The following is a 23,308-nucleotide window of genomic DNA, read 5'->3' as shown; positions in this document are numbered from 1 at the left end:
GTCCTAGAAGCAGTAGATGGCAAATCCTACGTAGAATAAAATGCTTCCGGCAAGTACGAACAAATGCCAGATTGCGTGACCATGTGGAATTTTCTTGAAAGCGTAGAAAATCACTCCGATGGTATACGTGATACCTCCGGCAAGTATGTAGCGGAACAAGCCTGGTTTGAGATTCGGCACGATATCATTCCAAAAGAACACAATTATCCAACCCATGGTCAAATAAAGGACTACATGCAAAGGCTTGAGCCGTCCCCAAAAGATCAAGGTGAAAGCGACACCGGCCAGCGCAATGAACCAGACGAACAGGGTAAGCTTTACCATCATCGGATTTCCGATAGAAAGTAGTACCGCAGTGTAAGTGCCGGCGATCAGGAAATAGATATTGCTGTGATCTAAGATCCTGCAGAAACGTTTAGCATCGGATACCGGAAGCTTGTGATACAAGGCAGATGCCGTATAGAGTAGTATCATCGAGAAACAATACACCAACAAACCGACTTTCAATGTTGTGGTTTCTACATTGCTGAAATTGACAAGGAGATAAATCGTAGCAAATATGGACAGTGCAATGCCGATGGCATGCGTGACGAAATTTTCCCCTTCGGCCTCAGGATGTACCAACACTGGAAGTGTGATATGTTTTTCCAGCCAGCTCTGCCTATTCTTCTCCATCTGTGCACTCCTTGCTCTCAAAGTGTATGCACCAGCCTAATGCGATGCAATGCATCAATGGTAAAAACCGGGCAAAAACTAAAAAATGTTGGGAAAATTCATCATTGACGATATTGGCAGGCAATCAAAGGATATGGTCGAGAAAAGACTGTGTCCGTTCATTGTCCGGATTGTTGAAGATTTTTTCAGGTGTGCCCCTTTCCAAAATCTGTCCTTCATCCATGAATATGACTTTTGTAGCTGCAGCCTTTGCAAATCCCATTTCATGGGTTACCAGCAGCATCGTCATGCCGCTCTTTGCCAAATCCATCATGACATCAAGGACTTCTTTGATCATCTCTGGGTCAAGGGCAGATGTCGGTTCATCGAACAGCATTGCTTTTGGTTCCATTGCCAGAGAACGGGCAATGGCAACTCTTTGCTGCTGTCCACCTGACAGCTGACCAGGATATGAAGATGCCTTCTCTTCCAGTCCGACCTGCCTAAGCAACTTGAGCCCGAGTTCCTTGGCCGCATCAGGTTCCATTTTCTTGACTTTGATCGGAGAGAGCGTAATATTTTCCAAGACGGTCAGATGCGGGAACAAGTTGAAGGACTGAAAGACCATGCCGACTTCTTCCCTGATTTTCCTTATATCAACCGAAGCACTGGTTACTTCTTTGTCATCGACGAATATTTTTCCATCGGTAGGTATCTCAAGCCTGTTTATGCACCGGAGCAAGGTACTCTTGCCCGATCCTGATGGCCCGATGATAACGACTACTTCACGGTCATTTACTGACATCGAAGCATCTTTGACGGCTTCTACCTTCTTGCCGTTTCTCGTGACGAAAGTCTTGTAGAGATGTTCAATTCTGATGTTAGCCATTGTTCTTCATCCTTTCCTCGAGAATCCCGACAAGTCGGGAAAGTATAAGTGTTATGATCAGATAGATAAGAGCAACGATCAGCATGGTTTCAAGGGATAGGAACGTCCTTGCGATGTATTCACGTCCTTTTCTCAGGATATCGCTCAGAGCTATTGCGGAAACCAATGAGGAGTCCTTCAACATGGAAATAAACTCATTGCCTACGGCAGGAAGCACTACCTTGAGCGTCTGGGGAAGGATGATATACCTGAATGCCTGTGATCGGCTCATGCCCAAGGCTATTGCTGCTTCCATCTGTCCTTTTGGGATAGCCTGGATGCCGGCCCTGACTATTTCGCCCATGTAGGCTCCGAAACAGATTGCAAGTGCGATGATAGCTGCAATGTTGCCATCGATATGGAAAAACCTGCCCATGGCGTAGTAAATGAAAATCAACTGGACCAAAAGGGGAATACCCCTGATCAATTCAACATAGACTCCGCTTACCATATTGATCGCATAACTCTTGGATACAGAGCCAAGACCTGTAAAAGTCCCTATTAGGACCGCTCCGAGTATAGCGAAGACTGTACATTGGAAAGTTACCGGAGCGCCCTGGATGGTTACCTTGAAAATCTGCACATAAGGATCGGGCATGAAGACCATCAATCCTATCAGAAGCAGAATGGAACCGTAGAATGTTATTCTCCAGCTGTTCAGTACATGTCCGTTCTTTTTGTTCGGAATAAGTACACCATCGGTCATTTGGATAGTTACATTTTTCCGTTTGGAATTGTCATTGTCTTTTTGATCTTCCTTATTGTTGCCCTTCATCTTGTTCATCTGTCTTTAATCCATCAATTTGGCTTTGTTGCAGCCAATGGCGGCAACAGATAGATACGTTATTACATAATGATGCATTTTGGTCAAGATATACTGAATAAATATTCAACAATTTTCCTTTTTTATTGTATAATAATACTATCTCGTTTCTTTTTCAGATACAGAAAAGAAGCCTTTTATGTCAAAAAGGATGTACCCTGGGAATCTTGCCCAGGATCCTGCAATGTGCACCTTGGGAGATCAGTTCTTTCTGCTCCTTGTGAACAATCAAATAGGTATTCTTCCTGAACAGCAATTTACACAGCGGATCATTGTCCTCACAGGATTCCTGCTGCCAATGATCTGGCAAAGGATTTCCTGTATCACGCTCGGTGATGGTTGCCGTCCTGAAACCAGTGGCATGCACTTCACAGGGAATGCTATGAATAGTTCCGGACTTCAGTACGAATACAGCCCCCTTGGGCACATAGAATGCCTTGCATCTGTTGGATTCAAGCATGTAGCTTTCATCCATTTCTTCTAACCTTGCCAAGAAAAGTACATAGTCCGTTGCTGCAATCAATATCTGGGGACCATTATGCCATTCCAAGGAATCTGGTGTGCTATTATGTCCGACGTAGTAGCCGATCTGCACAGGCATTCCTGCAAAGAAAGGAGAAAGCCGCCGAAGCAGTTCTGTGCTTTCGATGTCATCTGTGCTGGTGACGTATTTAATCCCATTGGTAGGGATTCCCGGTCCTGTCTCAACATATTGCTCAATTTTTTTGGAACCATGAAAGTTGAGCAATCTACCATACGATGTGAATCCAGGCCCATTGAGGCTATATAACTGGAGGTTGCTGTTTGTCTCAAGCAATTTTCTTGGTATTTCAAGCATAGCATACTCCTTGTTTTCATTCTTGTTGTTATTAAGTATAGGATGTTTTTTGGGTTATGGGAATTTGTTATTGTATCGGAATTGATGCAGAAGAAAAAAATTAGTAACCCTGACATATGTTGTCTGGTTTCATCTGCTATCATAGAAGAAACAGTTCAGGTTTTTATAGTTGTCTGGATGATGGATATTACAGCAACTATGGGGAAAGTTCGTAGTTTATGGAGGTTCACCATATGCATTACCATGAGGCAAAGGGAATTTTATCTGCAAAGAATGTAATGAATATTTACCGAGGGTGTACGCATGGCTGTATATATTGTGATTCAAGAAGTAGCTGTTACCAGATGGGACATGATTTTGACGATATAGAAATCAAGGCAAATGCTCCTGCTTTGTTGGAACATACACTGAAATATGCACGCACAAAACGTATGGTGCATACAGGTTCCATGTCAGATCCATATCAGCCGGTTGAAATGGAAACTGGCCTTATGAGAAAGGCCCTGTCCATAATCCATGCATATGGTTTCGGAGTTACGATCCTGACGAAATCCAATTGTATCCTTAGAGACATTGATTTGCTGAGACAAATAAATGAAAGGACAAAATGTGTCGTACAGATGACATTGACTACCTTTGATGAGAATCTGTGCAGGAAAATTGAACCGAATGTCTGCACGACGAAGGAGCGTTTTGAAACGTTGCTCAGGATGCGGGAAGCTGGGATACCGACAGTCGTATGGCTTTGTCCTATTCTTCCTTTTATAAATGACACATCAGACAATCTATCAGGAATTCTGGAATATTGCGTAAGGGCTGGCGTATATGGAATTGTCTGTCCGGATATTGGCATGACATTGAGGGAGGGAAGCCGGGACTACTTTTACCAGCAACTGGATGGGTCTTTTCCTGGTTTGAAAGCAAAATATATGCAGATATATGGAGACAAGTATATGTTGGAAAGTCTTGATGCATCCAACCTGATGAGCTTGTTCCGTCAAAGATGTGCCCGAAATGGTATTGCCCATGATCATAGGCAGATATTTACATACCTTCGCACGTTTGAGGAAAAGCCCCAGGACAGACAACTGGAGTTGTTCTGAGATCAAAGTTTGGTTTCATAGTGTATGGTTTTGTGTAGCTATAAAAAGAAGGTTTTCGAATTTCCCTTTCGAAAACCTTCTCAGTTTGCAAGCTTTATCTTTACCTTACGATATTCTTCAATTCTAAGTGGCAGTCATCATAAATACTGAAGCATTCTTTGCATCAGTCAGATTGCCGTTTCCATCATAGAAGCCATAAGAAGCATTCTGTGTATTGACATTGACATCCACACCCTTGGAAGTCTGACTAATCGTCACTGTCTCAGGAACATAGGCAACGAGTCTGATGTGCACACTTTCGGCAGAAACTGCAACCAATGCCAGTGTCAGCATCAACATCATCGCTCCTATGAATTTCCTCATTTCTTTCTTTGTCCTCGTATTTATAGTGTATGGTCAAAGTTTGTATAAGTCAAGCTATTTTTTATAGATTTTTATACATATTTATAAAAATAGCCAATTTTAAGCTAAAATTAACGATTTTGCATGTGAAAATGTATGTTATAAGTTTGTATAAGTTGTGGTTTTTGCAATGGATTTTCCCTTTTCTTTATGTTTTTTGACAAAACTGGGTAGTTTGATAAAAGATGATGTGGGAAAAAGGACTAAGATGAAATTAAAAAGCAACCGGTATTATTTGCCGGTTGCTCTATATGATAAATGATTTGAAAGTTGTTATTCTTTTTTTAGTACAGACTTCCTTGCATGCAAGGAAGAAAAGTAGTTGATCAACAGGATAATTGCTCCGCCGATTAAGAAAGCCGTGATAGAGAAGGTTCCGAAAGACAAAGCAGGTTGCGGCGGGTTCAGGGTCATCGGCCCAAGGATGATGGAATAGATTGCTCCGATTACCATGCCAAGGATGAGGCTTATGGTACTGCTCCGATGGTTTTGGATACAATACTGTACAAGTTTTACAGTGGTGAGAAGCCCTGCAATGATGCCGCATCCGAAGCAGAACAGCGGAAGGAAAAATGCGATGTTACCTGACATCAAAGACCGTATACCTGTGATTACAGGGAGATATAGTCCCATGATCATGATAAGCGATGAACCAGAAATGCCGGGCAGTACCATTGCCGAAATCGCTCCCATACCTCCTAAAAACAGATAACAGGCAAGTGGGAACGTAAGTTTTGTCAATGCATATCTACTTTCTGAAGTAGGATTCGCTGCAGTAATCAATACAACGATGGCAATACCTAGAAGTAGCATTGCCACTCGCTTGATTCCTTCCTTTTTCTTGCCTATAAGCATCATATGCTCATTAATGCAGATTGTAGGAATCGAAAAAACCGTGAGGCCGATGAGTGCAGAACTCATAGGATAGATGTGGCGTTCAAACATAAGTGCAAGGAAAAAGATGCACAGAGACAATCCGATGACCCATCCGAGGCCGAGTTGCAGGAGAAAAGGGATTGCTTTTTTGCGTTTTTCGGCATTCCGACCGAAAAGCGCTGACAGGGAATCAATGAATAAATCATAGAAATCAAGGATATACGCTATCGTTCCGCCTGAAATTCCGGGAATACTATCTGCCAGAGCCATTGAAAAGCCTCTGGCCATATTTATTATGAGGGCAGTAAGTTTCTGCCGCTGTTTCAGTTCATATGATGGATTGTTCATCAACAACAGTATAGGAATTTGCGGCGACAGATTCAATCTTACTTTGGATATAGAAGTGAGAAAAATATTCTAATATAATTTTTTATTACTCATAAATAATTGAATTTTGTATATGTAAAACCATTTTATATAATGAATTTTAATAAAAAATAGCTACATATATTAATTGAAGTGTACAAAACAGACCGCTGCTTTATCTGCAAAAATGCTGTCGATTGATTCTGATTATACTTTTAAGTTGACATGAACTCTTTCATAAGTAAATCTACGGCTCCTTATTGAGTCCTGATCGATTTATAGCCAGTAGAAAAAACTTTCACCTGCGGGAAGAATCCTCTTTTGTCCATTTCCAATTTTTCTGTCACTGGATAATTGACCAATCCAGTTATTCCAGAATGATACGTAACTGCCTCCTTCTTTACATCTACTTGGACAAGGGGTTTCTGCAACTCCAAGGAATTTTTCAGGTATTTTGCTTTCTTGAGCAACTGCCAGACTTGGTTGCCAATGACATCCATTACATATTCAATATTACAATCTTACTGAAGAATCATTTCATCCTGACGTACTTCAACCCGGACTCAGGTTTTACAACCCATACGTTCAGGACGATCCTGTGGATGTTGCCGTTCCTGGCAGTCGGGATTGCCATAGGGGAAACAATCCATAAGAAGGCGGACCAGCGTACTTTTTCGATCATGGTCTTCGCATTGCTCTTTGTTACCGGCATCTTTATGTTGGTGCTCAGATAGTAAAGCAAATTTGACAGCAATTTCTGTCAAGACCGTATGAAGGGAACTTTATGATGTGTCCTTGCTTCCAAAATCAATTGGTTTTTGTTTATTCGCTTTATTCTTTTGGAAAAAATTATAGATATATTATCTTTTTTTCTTTTTTCGAGTATGCTTTGGCTATGGAAAGTCTCAGATATTTATATCGTATCGGTACCGGTCCCTCCAGTAGCCATACCATGGGGCCTCGGGCTGCGGCATTGGCTTATTTGGAAAAATATCCGGATGCCAAGGAATGCAAGGCACTTCTTTTTGGCTCTCTTGCTGCAACAGGGAAAGGCCATCTGACCGACCAGGCAATCAGGAAAGTATTTGCTGACGCGAAGAAACCTGTTGAGATTATCTGGCATCCTGACCAATTCAAACCTTTCCATCCAAATGCAGTGACCTTTGTCTCTGACCAAGGTGAAAAAACCTATTACAGTGTCGGCGGTGGCAGGATTGTTGAAGAGGGGCAACCTATGGAGCCGGAAAGTTCTCTATATCCTGCACAGTTGTGCTCAATGCAGGAAATACTTTCCTATTGTGACCAAGAAGGCCTGCAGCTATGGGAATTCGTGCTTCATGCCGAAGGTGCAGACATAATGGACTATATGAAAGAAGTCTGGGATGTGATGTGCAAAGCAGTAAAGGAAGGCCTTTCAAATGAAGGGGTACTTCCCGGCGGGTTGCGGTTGCAACGTAAGGCTGCCCAGTATCATGCAAAGGCCCAAAGACTTTCTGGTCGTGCAGGAAGAAGTGCTGAATTGATTTCTTATGCCCTCGCTGTAAGTGAACAGAATGCAAGCGGCGGGCAAATAGTGACCGCTCCTACCTGCGGTAGTTGCGGTGTGCTTCCAAGTATCCTGTATTACATGAAAAATAATCTACGAATTGCTGAGAGCCGTATTTTGCGGGCATTGCTGACGGCAGGACTTGTCGGCAACCTTGTGAAGACCAATGGCTCGATCAGCGGAGCTGAAGTAGGTTGCCAAGGGGAAATAGGTGTAGCCTGTGCCATGGGCGGTGCTGCTGCGACACAACTGCTTGGTGGTACCAACCATCAGATAGAATATGCAGCAGAAATGGGGCTGGAACATCACCTTGGCCTGACCTGTGATCCTATGCTGGGGCTTGTGCAGATTCCCTGTATCGAACGGAATGCCATGGCTGCCATGCGGGCTTTGGATATTTCGACTTATGCACAGCTAGGTGATGGACGGCACAAGGTTTCCTTTGACAATGTCATCAAGGTCATGATGGAAACGGGGCAGGCGATTCCGTCTCTCTATAGGGAAACCAGTCTTGCTGGCCTTGCTTCCCTCAGGGACAATGTACAATGAAAACAACAGGGGCCTTTCCCTCCTACTGCTATAGGTTTGTTTATGATAGGACAAAAAGTATAGCTTTGCTTTTGTTCAGTCGTCTTGTTTCCTTGGTAGACCATAGCGGTCTCCTGGGTCTTTGCAAAGGAGACCATCCTGGAGTAAGGTCCATAATGCTTTGCTGATCCTGGTAGTTTCCCACCCTTTTTCTGCGAGACACGTCAATAATTGTTTTGCCGTCTGGGGACCTTTGTCTATGATTTGTTGGAGTACTTGTCCTCGTAACTGGCGATCAGAACCCTTGAAAGGACTTTGGCTGTGATAGTGGCTGCTTCTTGCAGTATCTGGAGGAAGTTCCTTTTTCATTTGGGCACCGACGTCCAGCAGTGCATAGTACCATTGCTTTGTATCTGTAACAAATGGAAGGATGTTTTCCAGCAAGGATTTCAATTCCTTGTCACTTATGGTGGCTTTTTTACCATAAGTGAGTTGGTTTTCAGCTACTTTTTCATCCTTTTTTGTCTGTGGATAGAACAAGGTAAACAGAACGGTCCTGACATTTGTCTCGATATAGATTGAAGGATGTCCGAAGGCAAAGCTCAGCAGCGCTGCTGTTGTACTTGGGCCTACGGAAGGCAGCGAAGAAATGAATGTCGGGTCATCCGGGATTTGATATCCAAAATCTTCTGTCATCTTGGCAGCTTTGATGAGATTCAGGCAACGTCTGTTATATCCAAGACCTTTCCATAACGGCAGGACTTCGTCTACACCGGCCTTTGCCAATGATTCGAGTGTCGGCCAATGCTCCGTAAAGGCTTGATATTTTGCAACGACCCGTTCTGTCTGTGTCTGTTGCAGCATGATTTCAGAGACAAGTATCCTGTAAGGATCAAAAGTTTCCTGCCATGGGAAATGGCGTCCATGAGCCATTCGGAAAGCAAGGACCTTGTCTGCGAAACGTTTCAAATCTTCTGAATTTTCTTTGTCGAATTTGTCCTGCAGAAATGGAGAAAGAAGGGAAACTGTATCTTGCATGCCACTACCATAACCGATGTGCGTATGGCTTTCAAGAAAGTGGACCTAAAAAAGCAGGGGCATCCGTCCCTGCTTTCCTATAATGCAAAATAAAACCAATTGTTGCTTTCTTACAGCAATTTCCATTTTTCCTTGAGAGCCTTGAGCGTCCCGTCAGCTTTCAGTTTCTTGAGTCCTTCGTTGACGATCTGGGTATGGAAAGTATCGCCTTTCTGAAAGCACATTGCAATTGGCTCAGTAATATCACTTGCTATACCTGATACTTCAAGTTTGTCCTTATAATTCTTGTTCTGCAAGACATATTCACTTGCAACGACACTATCAGTGACGACACAGTCAAGATTGCCGTTCAGAAGGTCTTCTACTGCAAGGCCGATTGAATCATATCCTCTGATGGTGATATTGAGTCCGCTGTCATGCAGTGCGATGTCACCTGTCGTACCCATTTGGTCACCGACTCTTTTCCCGACCAGTCCCTGGATGTCCTTTGCTGCATCTTTTGCACCGATCGGAGAAATGATTGCCTGTGTGACATCAAGGATAGGATCAGTAAATTCCATCTTGGGTTTTCTTTCCTCTGTAATGGATACTCCGGAAGCTACACCATCATAAGCTCCGTTGGCAAGACCTGCAAAAATACCATCCCAAGCAACATTCTTGACGACAAAATTGTAACCTGTTACTTCTCCCAGTTTCTGCAGCAGTTCGATTTCAAAACCTGTTATTTTGCCGTTTTCGTCTACGAATTCCAAAGGAGGCCATTCGCAGTTTGATGCCATTACGATGGTTTTGTCATCCTTTTTCTGTTCCTTGGCGCCTTGGGCAAACACCTGGGTCGTTACCAAAGCAAGCAGCAGGATTGCTGCCAGTGTGATTTTTTTCATTGTTTCCATCTCCTTGCTTCTTTCCCTTGTTTTACAAGGGATTTGTGTCTTTCGATTTCTGCATAGATTATGTATAAAAATACATGTATTGTCAATCATATCCAAAACAAATTGATAAAATTGCATAAATATCAAAAAAAATACTGATAAAATACTAAAACAATGTATTGACTTGCCATAGTTGTAGCCTTGCATGTCGTTAAGTGGATTAAGTATATCCAGTACCAAGATTTTACTTGTGAAAAGAAAAAGGAGTACCTGCCTGTGAAGCTTCACAGACAGGTACTGGGTTCTACGTACTACAAACTACTCTATCAGGTTAATTTTCAGTAAGGGAAACCGTGACATCACTTTGGTAATCGCCTGCATCCGGATTGGGATTGTCCGCCCAAGAAAGATTGAAATCTGTGATGGGTGTCTTGTCCCGATAGCCAGCGGCTAGAGTAAGAGTACTTGGCGTAGTGATTTCATCTTCCGTTGCTGGGTCAAAGAACTGTACATTGACAGCCTGCTCATCGTGCTCTTCAATGTTTCCACCGGTAGTCCTGATAGTATAAAAGGGGGTTGCCGTTACATCGATATCAAAATCCGTATCAGTGGTTTGGTTTCCTGATGCCTTTATCACGAAATGGTTTGTATTTCCTGCTGTTGCAATCGCGTTATCATCCAAGGTAATCAGGTAGGGATTGGATGCATCATAGTCAGACAAATCAATCTCATCAGTATCACCCTCATAATACAAGGTAGTAGAAATCGGAGTCGATGTTACGGTAGTGTTGATTTCAATTTTGCTGGAAATATTTGCGGAAGTCTGGTTTGAATCAGTATTTCCCCAACCGAAGTAACTGTCAAATTCAACTGCAAAGGCAGCAGTTGCTGTTGTTGCTATGGCTAAAAACAGTGTTAAAAATCTCTTCATGTCGTAAGTCCTCCTTACTAAAAATATATTATTATGTATTACTTATTAACTACATCTTAAACATATAGCATAAAGAGGTATAAATCAAGGAAAATGTTATTGTTATGTGATAAAGTCACTCTTCGTTTGAATTCTTATAAATAGATTATTTTAAATATATCATATCTATATTTATGTATTGTATATAATTATATTGTTAAAAATGCTACTATTGATTAAAGGTATCTGGCAAAAAAGTCATCCAGTATCCAGCAGATACCGAATGACAAATTTATAAGAGCTGTGTTTTTAAGTCGCTATATTGGAAAGGAAGCGGTTCTCGGCGTCATAAGGAAAGCTTTATGTCGACTCTTTTCCTTTCTGCATTATGTCTGACAAGTTTTCCATGAACCCTTTCTCCGTCTACTGTCAGCTGATAACCTGAATGGGTGCTATTGTCAATTGATATTTCGTAGGTCGTCCCGCGGAACTGACGGATAATGCGGCAGAAGCCGATTGAGTCCGGCAGGCATGGATCAATGAGCAGCCCGTCCCAGTCCGGTTTGATACCGAAGATTCCCTGGCTGACTGCAACGAAGGACCATGCGGCTGTACCAGTAAGCCAACTGTTCTTCGCTTCACCGTATGTAGGCGCTTGCCTTCCTGCAATGGTTTGGCTATAGCAATAAGGTTCACTTCTATGTATATCACTTTTTTCTTCCGTAAAAGCCGGGCTGTTCCTGCAATAGAGGCTATAGGCTTCATTGCCATGTCCAAGTTTGCTTTCTGCAAGAATAACCCATGGGTTGTTATGGCAGAATACGGAACCGTTTTCCTTGTATCCTGGCGGATAACTTGATATTTCTCCCAGTTCTTCGTGATAAGTGGAATAGGGCGGTGCAATCAGTTCAATCCCGAAGTCATTTACCAGATATTGCCAGACTGAGGACATTGCCTTTTTCCCCAGTCCTTCGTCTTCTCCGATTCCTGCCATGGTACAGAACCCTTGGGGTTCTATGAAAATCTTTCCTTCGGCACAGTCCTTGCTGCCGACTTTACCACCGAGCGCATCATAGGCTCTGATAAACCAGTTTCCATCCCAGCCATAACGTATGCATTTTTTTTCCATTGCATCTGTTTCGTTCCTTGCTTCCTGGGCTTCCTTGCTTTTGCCCAATCTGTCAAGTAGCTGGGCATATGTCCGTCCGTAGAGAACGAACATGCCGGCAATGAAAACCGATTCGGCTTTGCCGCTGTCATAGTTGGAACAAGTCTGGAAAGACTCTCCCGGTTCTGTGGAAAAACAATTGAGATTAAGGCAGTCATTCCAGTCGGCTCTACCGATCAGGGGCAGTCCGTGAGGACCCTTGTGGCTGAGGGTAAAGCTGAAGCTTCTTTCCAAGTGCATGAGTAGGGTAGTCGTTCCTATGTTATTGTCTACGAAGGGAATAGACTCGTCAAGGATTGAAAAATCGCCGGTTTCCTTCAGATAGGCGATTGTGGAAGCAATGAGCCATAGCGGGTCATCGTTGAAACCACCTCCTATATCTGCATTTCCCTTTCCTGTGAGAGGCTGATATTGATGGAATGTACTGCCATCGGCAAACTGGACTGAGGCCAGGTCGAGAATCCTTTGCCGTGCCCTTTCCGGAGCCATATGTACGAAACCATAGATATCCTGACAGCTGTCACGGAATCCCATGCCTCGGCCAAGTCCGCTTTCATAGTAGCTTGTTGACCTGCTGAGATTGAAGGTTACCATGCATTGATATTGGTTCCAGATATTGACCATCCTGTCTACTTTTGGCTCGTCGGTAGTGATTTGGAAATGTCCAAGCATGCCATGCCAATATTTTTGCAACGATCCGAAAGCTTTTTGGACCTTTTCCTCACTGTCGTACGATTCGATGATTCTGTATGCCTTGTCTTTGTTGACCTTTCCTGGCGCAGAAAACTTTGTCGATTCTTTTTGCTCTACATACCCTAGGAGGAAGACAAAAGTCCTGCATTCTCCGGGGGCAAGGGAAATGTGTATGCAGTGGCTGGCAATGGGAGCCCATCCATGCGCAATGCTGCATGAATCTTCTCCTTTTTCTACTGAATCGGGTTTGTCCCATCCATTGTAGGTGCCAAGGAAATGGTCCCTGTCGGTATCGAAGCTTGAAATGCCGGAATTGACGGAAAAAAATGCATAGTGATTTCGTCTTTCCCTATATTCTGTGGTATGGTAGATGGTACTTCCCTCGACTTCAACTTCTGCAATGTTCCAGTTTCGCTGGAAGTTCGTTGCATCGTCCTCTGCATTGTAGAAACACCATTCCAGAGCCGAGAACAAGGTAATGTTCTTTTTTGTCGAGCTCTTGTTTTCCAATTTGACTTGGTTGATTTCAACTGCTTTATCCAGTGGATTGAACAGTTTGACGGAACACATGATTCCATTTTTCTTTGATTCAATGATTGAGTAGCCTAAGCCATGGCGGCACCGATAACTGTCAAGCGGGGTCTTGGAGGGGAGGAATCCGGGATTCCAGACGGTATTTCCGTCCTTTATGTAGTAGAGTCTTCCTCCGTTATCCCTAGGCACGTCATTATACCTATGGCGGGTAAGTCTTCTGAGTTTTGCATCTTTGTAGAAGGTGAATCCCCCCAATGTTTGGGAAACCAAGGAGAAAAAGTCCTTGTTGCCAAGATAATTTATCCATGGAAGCGGAGTCATCGGAGTCTCTATCACATATTCCCTTTTGCTGTCATCAAAGTGACCGTACTGCATTCCAATACCCCCTGAGTTTTTTTGTACCTATAGTACTACAACGATGTAGTAGTGATTGTCTAGATTATAAGTTCATTTTTTTTCCATGTAAAGTAGAATCTTATAATTTTGATATAGTAAAGAAAATATTAAAAAACAAAAAAATCTTGACATCTTGTTCAAACGATATATACTAAATTTACTACAACGATGTAGTAAGGAGAATCGGCAGATGGTCACGATGAAGGACATAGCCAGAGAATGTAATGTTTCATTTTCTACAGTAAGCAAAGCTCTCAACGACAGTCCCGAAATCGGCAGCGAAAAGAAGAAACTTGTAAAGGACACTGCCATGCGCATGGGCTATCGGCCGAATGCTGCTGCCCGTGCCCTGAAGACCAACCGTACCTATAGCATCGGAGTCGTGTTTGAGGATACGACAGGAAGTGGCTTGCAGCATGAGTTCTTTACAACGGTCTTTGAGAGCCTCAAGGTAACGGCTGAGGCAAAAGGGTATGATATTACGTTCATCAGCCGGAACCTGGGAGGAAAAAATGACTATTACGAACATACCCTCTATAGGAACTTGGATGGAGTGGCTATCGTCTCCGCTGATTTTACCCGTCCTGATGTACTCAAGCTTGTAAATAGTCCGATACCGACGGTGACATTAGACTTCCATTATGAAGGACATACGGTCGTCAGGAGTGACAATATCGAAGGGATGGCACAACTTACCAAGTATGTACTTGAGAGAGGACACCGTAAGATTGCCATAATCCATGGCGAAAGTACCATAGTTAATCAACGGCGGCTGGGATCTTTTCTTACTACTTGCAGGCAATGGGGAGTTGATATTCCTGATAATTTCATAGTTGATGGACGATATCACGACCCGAAGATATGTGAGGAAGCTACAGAAAATTTACTTGCCTTGCCTCAACCTCCAACCTGCATATTCTATCCTGATGATTTTGCCAGCTTGGGAGGGATCCGTTACCTGCAGAAATCTGGTTTTGAGATCGGCAAAGACATCAGTATAGTAGGCTATGACGGTATACTCCTTTCGACGTTGATGCATCCCACGCTTGTGACCTATAAGCAGGATAGCATGACGATGGGACGTGAAATGGCAGGGGAGTTGATTGGGCAGATAGAACATCCGAAAGGGTTTTTACCCAAGGAGATTTGGGTGAAGGGGCAGTTGCTGGAGGGGCATTCTGTCAGGAATTTGCTTGTTGATGCGTGACGCAAGGGGGGAATTGATAGCGGATGATAAAGTAGACAAGGTCCAGTCTGCAGCAGATGCGTCCTGTTTAGGTAAATTGGTTATTCCGATGACCATGGAGCCGGCATAACAGGGCTCGATGTTGTGGAATGAGTGCCGTTCAATCTCTCAGTAATGGTGGTCAGGAAATGTCGTTTCCTGATTACCAAGGGGACATAGGAGAAGCAGTTGATGCGGCTTCTGTGAGAAAACAAGAAAACTGCCGACAGTCCTTTATCAATACAGTACTGTTGGCTTTTATAGGAGGTTTATAATGAACAAAAGACTTACATGCACGTTTGGAATCCTGCTTGCATTGAGCCCTTGGTTGGCATTTGCCAATGGACAGCAAGAAACGGCAGCTCCGCAAGCTACAGCCAGTGGAACGTATTCAGGTGATATCAACATGATGCATTTTTCCACTGCTGAGGAAGAGTCGAACGGAAATGGTGGAGCAACCGGGTTTCGATACATGATCAAACAGTATCAGCAGAAGCATCCTGAAATCAATTTGGTTCAGAATGTTCTGGCAAACAACGAATACAAGGAGAAAATTGCAACACTTTCGGCTGCAAATGATCTTCCCGATGTATTTATGCTGCAAGGGATGAACACCGCTTCTTGGTCAAAGCAGGGATTGCTCACAGATCTGACCGATGCCATTGCTTCATCTCCGTATGCCGATAGATATGACCAAAGTAAGTTCTATACGTTTACCTCAGATGGCAAACGCTATGCAATTCCGGCTCTTACTGAAGGAACCTGTGCTGTAATTTGCTATGACAAGAGGGCTTGGAAAAAAGCCGGTTATGACAAGTTCCCTGAGACATGGAATGAACTGATCAAAGCAAAAGCCGCTCTTGAGAAACAGGGATACAAATATGTCATTACTTTTGGCAACAAGGATAAATGGCAGATAGACTCCTGCTTCCTTTCTACGATCGGTGATCGTTTTACCGGTTCTGACTGGACATATTCCCTGATTGAAAACAAGGGAGCTGCATTTACTGACAAGAAGTTTGTTGATGCCCTGCGCTTTACCCAGAACATTTTCCGCTCTGGTATTTTCAATCCTGACTTCAACGTTGTCAGCAACAATGATGCAAATGACTACTATATCCTTGGTCAGTCTGCAGCAGTAATCTGTGGTAACTGGGATGTATCTTACATCCAGGCAAACGCGGACCAGGACTTGGTGGACAACACCGGTTTTGCGGTTCTTCCGCAACCTGAAGGTGCCACTGCTTCCTACAGGACTCACGATACCGGGCAGGGATATGGTTTGGCTATCAACTCTAAAGTTGCTTCAGATCCGAAAAAACTGGCTGCCTGCATTGACTTGATCGAGTATCTGACAGGTACCGAGTATGCTGACTATGTCGCTCAGAACTTTGCGCTTAGCTGTGTTACCAAGGCTGATGCCGTTGATATGAGCAAACTTGATTCCTTTACTGTCGATTTCTATCACTATTATGAGAATCCTGGATGTGAAATCTATGATTCCTATATCAACAGTGCAGTCATCGATGTCTTGAATACCGATTTGCAGACAATGCTTAACGGTGATATGACTCCTGAGCAGGTTGCGGCTAATGCTCAGTCAAAGTATCAGGAAGTGTACAAATAACCTGACAGTTTTCCATTGGAAGCCGAAAGGTGTCTGTGGATTACGGATTATCCACAGACACCGCTTGTTGTCCTGGGAGGAGGGATCCATGCTCAATACCATGATACGACCGAAAAAATCAACGATATTCTTGCTACTGCTTGTACCGGTAGCTTGGTATATCTTTTCAGTTTTTATACCCTTGGTCGTTGCTGTATTCTACAGTTTCTTTGAATGGAAAGGGGGGCCTGCGAAGACGTTCATCGGATGGGGGAATTATATCTCCATGATTCATGACAAACTGTTCTGGCAGGCGTTCGGTCACAATATTTATCTGGTTGTAGTCTGTATCATAGGTCAGATTGGCCTTGCCTTTGTCTTTGTGCTGATGATTATGTCACGTTTTGTGAAACTGAAGGGTATCCATCGGACTCTGGCATTTTTTCCCAGTACTATTTCCGCAATTGCCATCGGATTTATTTGGTCCATGATATATAATTATCGGTATGGTCTTCTTAATTGGTTTCTAAAAGCCATCGGACGAAGTGATCTTGTGTCTGTCTGGCTTAATGAACCAAAATTTGCATTGATTTTGGTTTCCTTGCCGCTTATCTGGCAGTTCATCGGTTATTATATGGTAATTCTTTTTTCAGCAGTTGCTGCAATTCCCCAGGAAATATTTGAAAGTGCCGAACTTGACGGTGCGAGTGGTTTCCAGCGTGCTGTCCATATTGTGCTGCCGCTGACAAAAAACATGATTTTTGTCTGCATTACGCTTTGTATTGCCGGCAATATGAAAGCTTTTGACCATATTTATATTATGACGAACGGAGGTCCTGGTACGGCTTCAAACGTCATGGCACTTTATGCATATACCGTTTCTTTCCGTCAGTCCAATATGGGATATGGCAGTACGGTCTCTATTGGTATCTTTGTGCTGAGCCTTGCCATTATCCTTGGTTCCAGAGCATTGCTTAACTATTTTTCCAAAGAGGAGGCTGGATTATGAGCAGAAAGAATTCTCACTCCTCAAATGACATGCGTGTCGGTCGTGGTGTCGGAGCTTTTTTCATCAATGCCATACTTATTATCTTTTCGTTCAGTTGCATTTTTCCGTTGATTTGGATGTTCTATTCATCTCTCAAGGAAAAACGGGCATTCCAGCTCGATATCATCTCTCTTCCTGCCAAACCGACGTTTGATAATTACGTTGCTGTTGCAAATGACCGTGACGCACATATTTGGACAGCGCTTCTCAGCAGTTTCCGTACGACTGTCTTTGCTGTTCTTCTGATTATCGTGTTCGGTTATGTCCTTGGTTACCTTCTCGGGCGGCTGAAATTCCGAGGCAGCAAGATTTTTTCTTTGCTGTTGTTGCTTGGTTTGCTGATCCCTATCCATTCACTTTTGGTCCCTATCTATGTTGTGTTCAACAGGCTCGGTATCGGAGATAAATGGTATACGCTTATCATTCCCTATGTAGCATTCGGCTTGCCTATTGCCGTTTTCTTGATCCATGGATACGTGCTCAGTGTCCCGAAGGAATTCGAGGAAGCTGCAGCAATCGATGGGTACGGATTCGTCAGGACAATGTTTTCCATCCTGCTTCCGATCTGCATGCCGATTTTGGTGACCGTTGCCATCATCCAGACTTTTGCCTGCTGGAATGAATTCTCGTTTGCCTTGGTGCTGATCAACAACATCAATTACAAGACTGTTCCTCTTGCGATGACACAGTTCACCGGGCAATTCAATTCGAATTATCCGAAGATGATGGCTGCCATGCTCCTTACCATGGCACCGGTAGTTCTCTTCTATTTCCTGTTCAGTAAGAAAATAATTGAAGGAATGGTCGCTGGTGCGATCAAGGGGTAGCAAACAATGAGATTTAACAATGGATATTGGCTTCTGCGAAAGGGAGTCACTGCGAAATTTGCTGTTGAGGCAGTTGAGGCAGAACGTACCGATACGTCCCTGACTGTCTATGCAGCATCAAAGGCAATCCGATCCCGACGTGACTGCAATGATGTTTCCATGCTTACCATTACCTATACGGCTCCGTGCCGTGACGTCATACGGGTTTCTGTAACACATTTTGCCGGGACGAAGGAATGTGGACCGAATTTTTCCGTTGCTGCTGATACATCGATAAAACCGGAAATTGCCATAAACAATGCAGATGTGCACTTTTCGTCTGGTAACCTTAGTGTTGCCTTGGCCCTTTGCTCCTCGTGGAACGGCCACTGGTCCTATGCCGGACAGGCTCTGACTGACATCAGGGAGAAGTCTACGGCTTATATGGACGACGCAGAGAGAGGACAGTTCATCAAGGATGAGTTGACTCTCGGCGTCGGTGAATGCGTCTATGGCTTAGGAGAGCGTTTCGGCACGTTCATCAAGAACGGACAGAGTATCGACATTGACAATCAGGACGGAGGAACGGCAAGCGAACAGGCATACAAGAACATTCCGTTCTATCTGACCAATGCAGGCTATGGGGTGTTCGTTGACACTCCCGATAAGGTAGGGTTTGAAATCGGAAGTGAGAAGGTTTCCCGTATTCAATTCAGCGTTGCAGGAGAACGGCTTGTCTACTATATGATCGGTGGAAAGACACCGAAGGATATCATTGAACGCTATACTGCGCTGACCGGACGACCGACAAAGCCTCCCGAATGGTCGTTCGGTCTTTGGCTTTCGACTTCGTTTACTACTGACTATGATGAAAAGACCGTCATGGGGTTTCTCGATGGTATGGAAAAGCGTCATCTGCCTGTTTCCGTGTTTCATTTTGACTGTTTTTGGATGCGGGCATTTCACTGGACGGATTTTCTGTTCGATTCAGCTATGTTCCCTGATCCTAAAGGCTTGATCAGACGGATTCATGATAGGGGCATCAAGGTCTGTCTCTGGATCAATCCATATATTGCCCAACGGTCCCGGCTTTTTGAAGAAGGTAAAAAGAACGGCTATCTGCTTACTAAGGAAAATGGCGATGTCTGGCAGACAGATATGTGGCAACCAGGAATGGCTATCGTGGATTTCTCAGTTCCTGAGGCATGCCGATGGTATCAGCAAAAATTGGCTGAGTTGGTTGATCTTGGTGTTGATTGCTTCAAGACGGATTTCGGAGAACGAATTCCAAAACACGTAGTCTACCGTGATGGCAGTGATCCTGCTCGGATGCACAATTACTATACCTACTTGTACAACAAGACGGTATTTGAGTTGCTGGAGCAAAAGAAAGGCAAGGGTGAAGCCTGTGTCTTTGCGCGCAGTGCTACCGTAGGATGCCAGCAGTTTCCTGTCCACTGGGGTGGTGACTGCGAATCTACCTTTGAGGCGATGGCCGAATCTCTGAGAGGAGGATTGAGCCTTGGTCTATGTGGGTTCGGTTTCTGGAGCCATGATATCGGTGGATTCGAAGGGAAGCCAGATCCTGTGGTGTTCAAGCGATGGCTCCAATTCGGCTTGCTCAGTTCACATAGCCGCCTGCATGGCAGCAATTCCTATCGTGTGCCTTGGAGCATCGATGAAGAAGCGAGCGAGGTTGCTCGGATTTTCCTTTCATTGAAACGTAAAATGACAGATTATCTGATGCAATGTGCAGTCGAATCACATGAAACCGGCGTTCCTGTACTTCGCGCAATGATGTTGGAATATCCTGAAGATCCTACCTGTACCGGTCTTGACCGTCAGTATATGCTGGGGCCGGACGTGCTTGTTGCTCCTGTTTTTACCTATGACGGAACGGTAGAATATTATCTGCCTCAGGGAGTTTGGGTCCATGCCTTGGACAGGCGTACGGTAGAATCAGAAGGTCGGTGGTACCGTGAAACATATCCTGTGACCAGCTTGCCTGTTTGGATAAAAGCCGATAGAAAACAGTATGTATTAGGGTAAAATCCTGTCATTGGAATATAAAACATGCTGCAGGACACTAGGTGCTTGCAGCATGTTTCTCTTAATATGCAGTAATTCTTATATCCATTGCTTTACACAGTTGAACAAACAGTTGTCTATAGTGTTTTGTCTCCTGATAGGGGCCATGTACTTTTATTCCTTTTCCATTACCTTACCAACGATGCCAGATGGCGGGATATTCCTTTGTTTTCCTAACTTCTTCATATCTACTGACATCAGAATGATGGAGAGAAGGCCTGAGAGGAAGTCTGAAAGAGGAAAAGAGAGCCAGATACCTTCCAGTTGCAGGAACCTGGGAAGCAAAAGGATCAAAGGAATGAACGTCAGGATTTGCCTGGACATACTGAGCAACATTGCCTTGCCTCCTTTCCCTATGGCCTGGAAGTAAGTTGAACCGATTGTCTGCAATGCAACGAAAAGGTAGGCTGCAAAGATAATCCGTGATGCTGAACCTCCCAATGCCAGCAATTGGCTGTTGTTTGTAAAAAGGCGAAGCATCAGTGTGGGGAAGGGTATGCACAGGAACATGGTAATGAGCGCCAGCGTACCTGTTGCAACAATGCTGTACTGTACTCCCTTTTTCATCCTGTCGTACTTGCCTGCTCCGAAATTATAGCCGGCGAGAGGTTGCAGTCCTTGTGCTATGCCCATAAGAGGCATCGTAAAGAATGCTGTCAACCGGTTGATCATACCATAGGCCGCTATGGACATGTCTCCTCCATATCTGGCAAGGGAAAGATTGACTACCAGAGCAACAAGACTCATGCCGATTTGTCTGATGAAAGTTGCCATGCCGAGTGAGACGGTTTGTGTCAGGTTTTCCCATTTTACAATGAACGATGTCTTGTCAAGTTTCAATGATTTCTTTGCCGATACAAGGAAATATACTGCAAGCGCTGCACTGGAAAACTGACTGATGATAGTTGCCAGAGCTGCTCCTCTGATACCCATTTTCAGCCCGAATATAAAAATGGGATCAAGTGCTATGTTTATGAATGTACCCAGAAGCATGGTACTCATAGCGTCCTTTGCGTCACCCTGTGCCCGAAGCTGATTGTTGGTAATCATGGAGAAGGTGAGAGGTATACCTCCGATCATGATGATCGAAAGGTAGCTTTGTGTGTAAGGCGCAATCTGTTGGGATGCTCCCAGTATCCTCAGTATCGGATCCATGAACAGATATGTGCACAAGAGAAGAAGTACGGCAATTATCTCTCCGAATACGAAGGAATTGCCTGCAATCTGTTTTGCTGCCTTTTCATTGCCTTGTCCTAATCTGATGGACATCAATGAGGCACCGCCTACTCCGAAAGTAAGGGAAAAGGCCCCGATGAGCATCTGCATCGGAAACGCAATGCTCAAGGCTGCGATACCTGTCGCTCCCATTCCCCTTCCTACAAAAATGGTATCGACCAGGTTGTACAATGCATTGCTGCCCATGCCGATGAATGCCGGAAGCGAAAGTCGCCAAAGTAGTGATTTTACATCTTCCGTTCCAAGGAATGATGATTTGTCTTGTTCCATTTCATTCTCCGATTTTCTTGATAAGACGCTCAAGCGTCTCTATTGCTTGCCAGAAATCATCCTGTTCCTCGGCGCTTAACTTAGTTATTTTCTGTTTGAAGATTTCGTTGTTTTCTTTCCTGAGTTTCCATCCGATTTCAGTACCCTCTGCTGTAAGTTCTACCATCAATACCCTTTTGTCTTCGAATGAGTGGATTCTCCTTACTAGTTTTTTCTTTTCCAGACAATCGATGGCACTGGTCAGCGTGCTGGGAGGAACTGCAAGACGTTGTTGCAGGAGACTCATACGCGAAGGGCCATGGAACATCAGCATGAGTACCGCTGATGTCTGCAGTTTGCTTAATCCTTGTCTTTTATCTTGATCTTCCAAAAGAAACTTGTTGAGGTTCCGTTTTAGTTTTGGAAAAAGATAGATAAGCCTGTGTATTGATTTTTTGTCTATCTGTTCCATTGTCTGTATTTTGTTCTGTCCATTGTTTCTGTTGCTGACTAGTACGAATTCGTACTATATGATGTAGTATGAATATTACGAAATCGAAATAAATTGTCAAGGGGAATATTGCATTTATTTGAAAAAAACAGAGATATGGTACTTGCTGGATTCGCTTTTAGTACCAAGTCAAAGGAATGATTCCTTGAAAAACTATTGTTTTGATGAGTCGGCAAAGAGTAGCAGGATTATTACATCTCCTATGCTGTCAACTACATATCAGACAAGGCTGAAAAACCATCCGAACAAATGCGAGCTACGGTCGCGTTTCCGCAGGAAATCAAGTTTGGAGGAACACATGTCTGCTTCTGTTTGAATCTTCTGAGTCTTTTTTTATCCGAACGGCCAGAAGAAGGTAAGCAGGAAGCCGACGATCAGGCCGAGCACAGCTCCGAAAAATACCTGAGGGAGGGAATGTCCGAGCATGGTTTTCAGGTTTGCGGGGGTAAATGTACCATCTGTAAGGCTACTGAGCAGCTTGCTCCACTCGTTTATGACTTCTGCCTGTTTCCCTGCTGCCTGCCGTATACCCATTGCATCATGGATGACAATGGCTGCAAAGACACAGCTGATGGCAAACTCACTTGAAGCAATACCATTGGTCATGGCAACACTGGTTACCAAGCCAATGACTCCTGCAGTATGGCTGCTGGGCATACCACCGGTGGTAGTAAGCATCTTGCGGTCAAATTTTTCACCTGTCGCCATCAATACCAACGGCTTGAGCAACTGGGCCAATAGGCAAGCCACAAGAGCGCTGAAAAAAGGAGCATTGTGCAACAGATTGTTTTCCATGTTTCCAATCTATAGCTTTTGTTTTCGTTACACAAGGATGTTCTGATAATATGATATAGGAAATCTTTT

The 23,308-nt window shown here is 43.9% G+C and carries 21 protein-coding genes; 8 read left to right on the top strand and 13 right to left on the bottom strand.

All coding sequences use genetic code 11. The features are described 5' to 3' along the window. Positions 1-3: 3 nt before the first annotated feature. From LKE40_03620 to LKE40_03605, 4 genes are all read right to left on the bottom strand, one after another. Positions 4-675 carry a hemolysin III family protein gene (locus tag LKE40_03620; protein ID MCH3916558.1) on the bottom strand — a complete coding sequence of 224 codons (672 nt, stop codon included), beginning with the start codon at positions 673-675 and terminating at the stop codon, positions 4-6. A 124-nt stretch (positions 676-799) separates the two neighbouring features. Next, a complete protein-coding gene (locus LKE40_03615; GenBank protein MCH3916557.1) occupies positions 800-1,543 on the bottom strand; it encodes an amino acid ABC transporter ATP-binding protein in 744 nt (247 codons plus the stop codon). Then, on the bottom strand, positions 1,536-2,357 hold the full coding sequence (locus LKE40_03610) for an amino acid ABC transporter permease (GenBank protein MCH3916556.1): 822 nt from the start codon (positions 2,355-2,357) through the stop codon (positions 1,536-1,538). Before LKE40_03610 ends, LKE40_03615 begins: the two co-directional genes overlap by 8 nt. Before the next feature lie 190 nt (positions 2,358-2,547). Continuing rightward, complete coding sequence (locus LKE40_03605; GenBank protein ID MCH3916555.1) at positions 2,548-3,243, bottom strand: DUF4867 family protein; 696 nt, start codon at positions 3,241-3,243, stop codon at positions 2,548-2,550. Positions 3,244-3,476: 233 nt separating this feature from the next. On the opposite strand from LKE40_03605, the gene LKE40_03600 reads away from it, so the two are divergent. Then, positions 3,477-4,346 carry a radical SAM protein gene (locus LKE40_03600; GenBank protein ID MCH3916554.1) on the top strand — a complete coding sequence of 290 codons (870 nt, stop codon included), beginning with the start codon at positions 3,477-3,479 and terminating at the stop codon, positions 4,344-4,346. 123 nt (positions 4,347-4,469) lie between these two features. On the opposite strand, the gene LKE40_03595 is transcribed toward LKE40_03600, so the two are convergent. Together LKE40_03595 and LKE40_03590 are read right to left on the bottom strand one after the other, a co-directional pair. Beyond that, the gene (locus LKE40_03595) at positions 4,470-4,709 is read right to left on the bottom strand and encodes a hypothetical protein (protein MCH3916553.1); all 240 of its coding nucleotides are present in this window, start codon (positions 4,707-4,709) and stop codon (positions 4,470-4,472) included. A 312-nt stretch (positions 4,710-5,021) separates the two neighbouring features. Then, positions 5,022-5,972 carry a DUF368 domain-containing protein gene (locus LKE40_03590; GenBank protein ID MCH3916552.1) on the bottom strand — a complete coding sequence of 317 codons (951 nt, stop codon included), beginning with the start codon at positions 5,970-5,972 and terminating at the stop codon, positions 5,022-5,024. Between the two features lie 395 nt (positions 5,973-6,367). On the opposite strand from LKE40_03590, the gene LKE40_03585 reads away from it, so the two are divergent. Together LKE40_03585 and LKE40_03580 are read left to right on the top strand one after the other, a co-directional pair. Continuing rightward, entirely contained in the window at positions 6,368-6,724 is a 357-nt protein-coding gene (locus LKE40_03585; GenBank protein MCH3916551.1) for a hypothetical protein, read from the top strand. Between the two features lie 161 nt (positions 6,725-6,885). Beyond that, positions 6,886-8,085: an L-serine ammonia-lyase gene (locus tag LKE40_03580; GenBank protein ID MCH3916550.1), complete on the top strand. Its 1,200-nt coding sequence runs from the start codon at positions 6,886-6,888 to the stop codon at positions 8,083-8,085. A 75-nt stretch (positions 8,086-8,160) separates the two neighbouring features. Here the strand turns inward: LKE40_03580 and LKE40_03575 are convergent, their stop codons facing one another. From LKE40_03575 to LKE40_03560, 4 genes are all read right to left on the bottom strand, one after another. Next, positions 8,161-9,102 (bottom strand): DNA repair protein, encoded by a 942-nt coding sequence (locus LKE40_03575; GenBank protein MCH3916549.1) that lies wholly within the window; start codon positions 9,100-9,102, stop codon positions 8,161-8,163. A 110-nt stretch (positions 9,103-9,212) separates the two neighbouring features. Further along, on the bottom strand, positions 9,213-9,986 hold the full coding sequence (locus LKE40_03570; GenBank protein MCH3916548.1) for a transporter substrate-binding domain-containing protein: 774 nt from the start codon (positions 9,984-9,986) through the stop codon (positions 9,213-9,215). Between the two features lie 319 nt (positions 9,987-10,305). Beyond that, positions 10,306-10,905 carry a hypothetical protein gene (locus tag LKE40_03565; protein MCH3916547.1) on the bottom strand — a complete coding sequence of 200 codons (600 nt, stop codon included), beginning with the start codon at positions 10,903-10,905 and terminating at the stop codon, positions 10,306-10,308. A 325-nt stretch (positions 10,906-11,230) separates the two neighbouring features. Further along, positions 11,231-13,654 (bottom strand): glycosyl transferase, encoded by a 2,424-nt coding sequence (locus LKE40_03560; GenBank protein ID MCH3916546.1) that lies wholly within the window; start codon positions 13,652-13,654, stop codon positions 11,231-11,233. 211 nt (positions 13,655-13,865) lie between these two features. Here LKE40_03560 and LKE40_03555 point away from each other — a divergent pair, with 211 nt between their 5' ends. The 5 genes from LKE40_03555 (at position 13,866) to yicI (ending at position 20,409) form a co-directional block, all read left to right on the top strand. Continuing rightward, positions 13,866-14,882: a LacI family transcriptional regulator gene (locus LKE40_03555; GenBank protein ID MCH3916545.1), complete on the top strand. Its 1,017-nt coding sequence runs from the start codon at positions 13,866-13,868 to the stop codon at positions 14,880-14,882. Positions 14,883-15,174: 292 nt separating this feature from the next. Next, complete coding sequence (locus LKE40_03550; protein MCH3916544.1) at positions 15,175-16,527, top strand: extracellular solute-binding protein; 1,353 nt, start codon at positions 15,175-15,177, stop codon at positions 16,525-16,527. An 88-nt stretch (positions 16,528-16,615) separates the two neighbouring features. Then, positions 16,616-17,515 (top strand): sugar ABC transporter permease, encoded by a 900-nt coding sequence (locus LKE40_03545; protein MCH3916543.1) that lies wholly within the window; start codon positions 16,616-16,618, stop codon positions 17,513-17,515. Beyond that, the gene (locus tag LKE40_03540; GenBank protein ID MCH3916542.1) at positions 17,512-18,381 is read left to right on the top strand and encodes a carbohydrate ABC transporter permease; all 870 of its coding nucleotides are present in this window, start codon (positions 17,512-17,514) and stop codon (positions 18,379-18,381) included. The genes LKE40_03545 and LKE40_03540 overlap by 4 nt, the downstream gene beginning before the upstream one ends. Positions 18,382-18,387: 6 nt before the next feature. After that, positions 18,388-20,409, top strand: coding sequence for an alpha-xylosidase (gene yicI, locus LKE40_03535; protein ID MCH3916541.1), 2,022 nt, complete (start codon positions 18,388-18,390; stop codon positions 20,407-20,409). A 153-nt stretch (positions 20,410-20,562) separates the two neighbouring features. Here yicI and LKE40_03530 read toward each other — a convergent pair whose 3' ends face one another. From LKE40_03530 to LKE40_03520, 3 genes are all read right to left on the bottom strand, one after another. Beyond that, a complete protein-coding gene (locus LKE40_03530) occupies positions 20,563-21,954 on the bottom strand; it encodes an MATE family efflux transporter (protein MCH3916540.1) in 1,392 nt (463 codons plus the stop codon). Position 21,955: 1 nt separating this feature from the next. Beyond that, positions 21,956-22,405 (bottom strand): MarR family transcriptional regulator, encoded by a 450-nt coding sequence (locus LKE40_03525; GenBank protein MCH3916539.1) that lies wholly within the window; start codon positions 22,403-22,405, stop codon positions 21,956-21,958. A 372-nt stretch (positions 22,406-22,777) separates the two neighbouring features. Then, complete coding sequence (locus tag LKE40_03520) at positions 22,778-23,239, bottom strand: divergent PAP2 family protein (protein ID MCH3916538.1); 462 nt, start codon at positions 23,237-23,239, stop codon at positions 22,778-22,780. Positions 23,240-23,308: the final 69 nt, after the last annotated feature.

This window comes from Spirochaetia bacterium (assembly GCA_022482625.1).
GTDB lineage: Bacteria > Spirochaetota > Spirochaetia > Sphaerochaetales > Sphaerochaetaceae > Pleomorphochaeta.
Note: the sequence above shows the minus strand (reverse complement) of the source record. Positions and strands in the feature narration are given on the sequence as shown.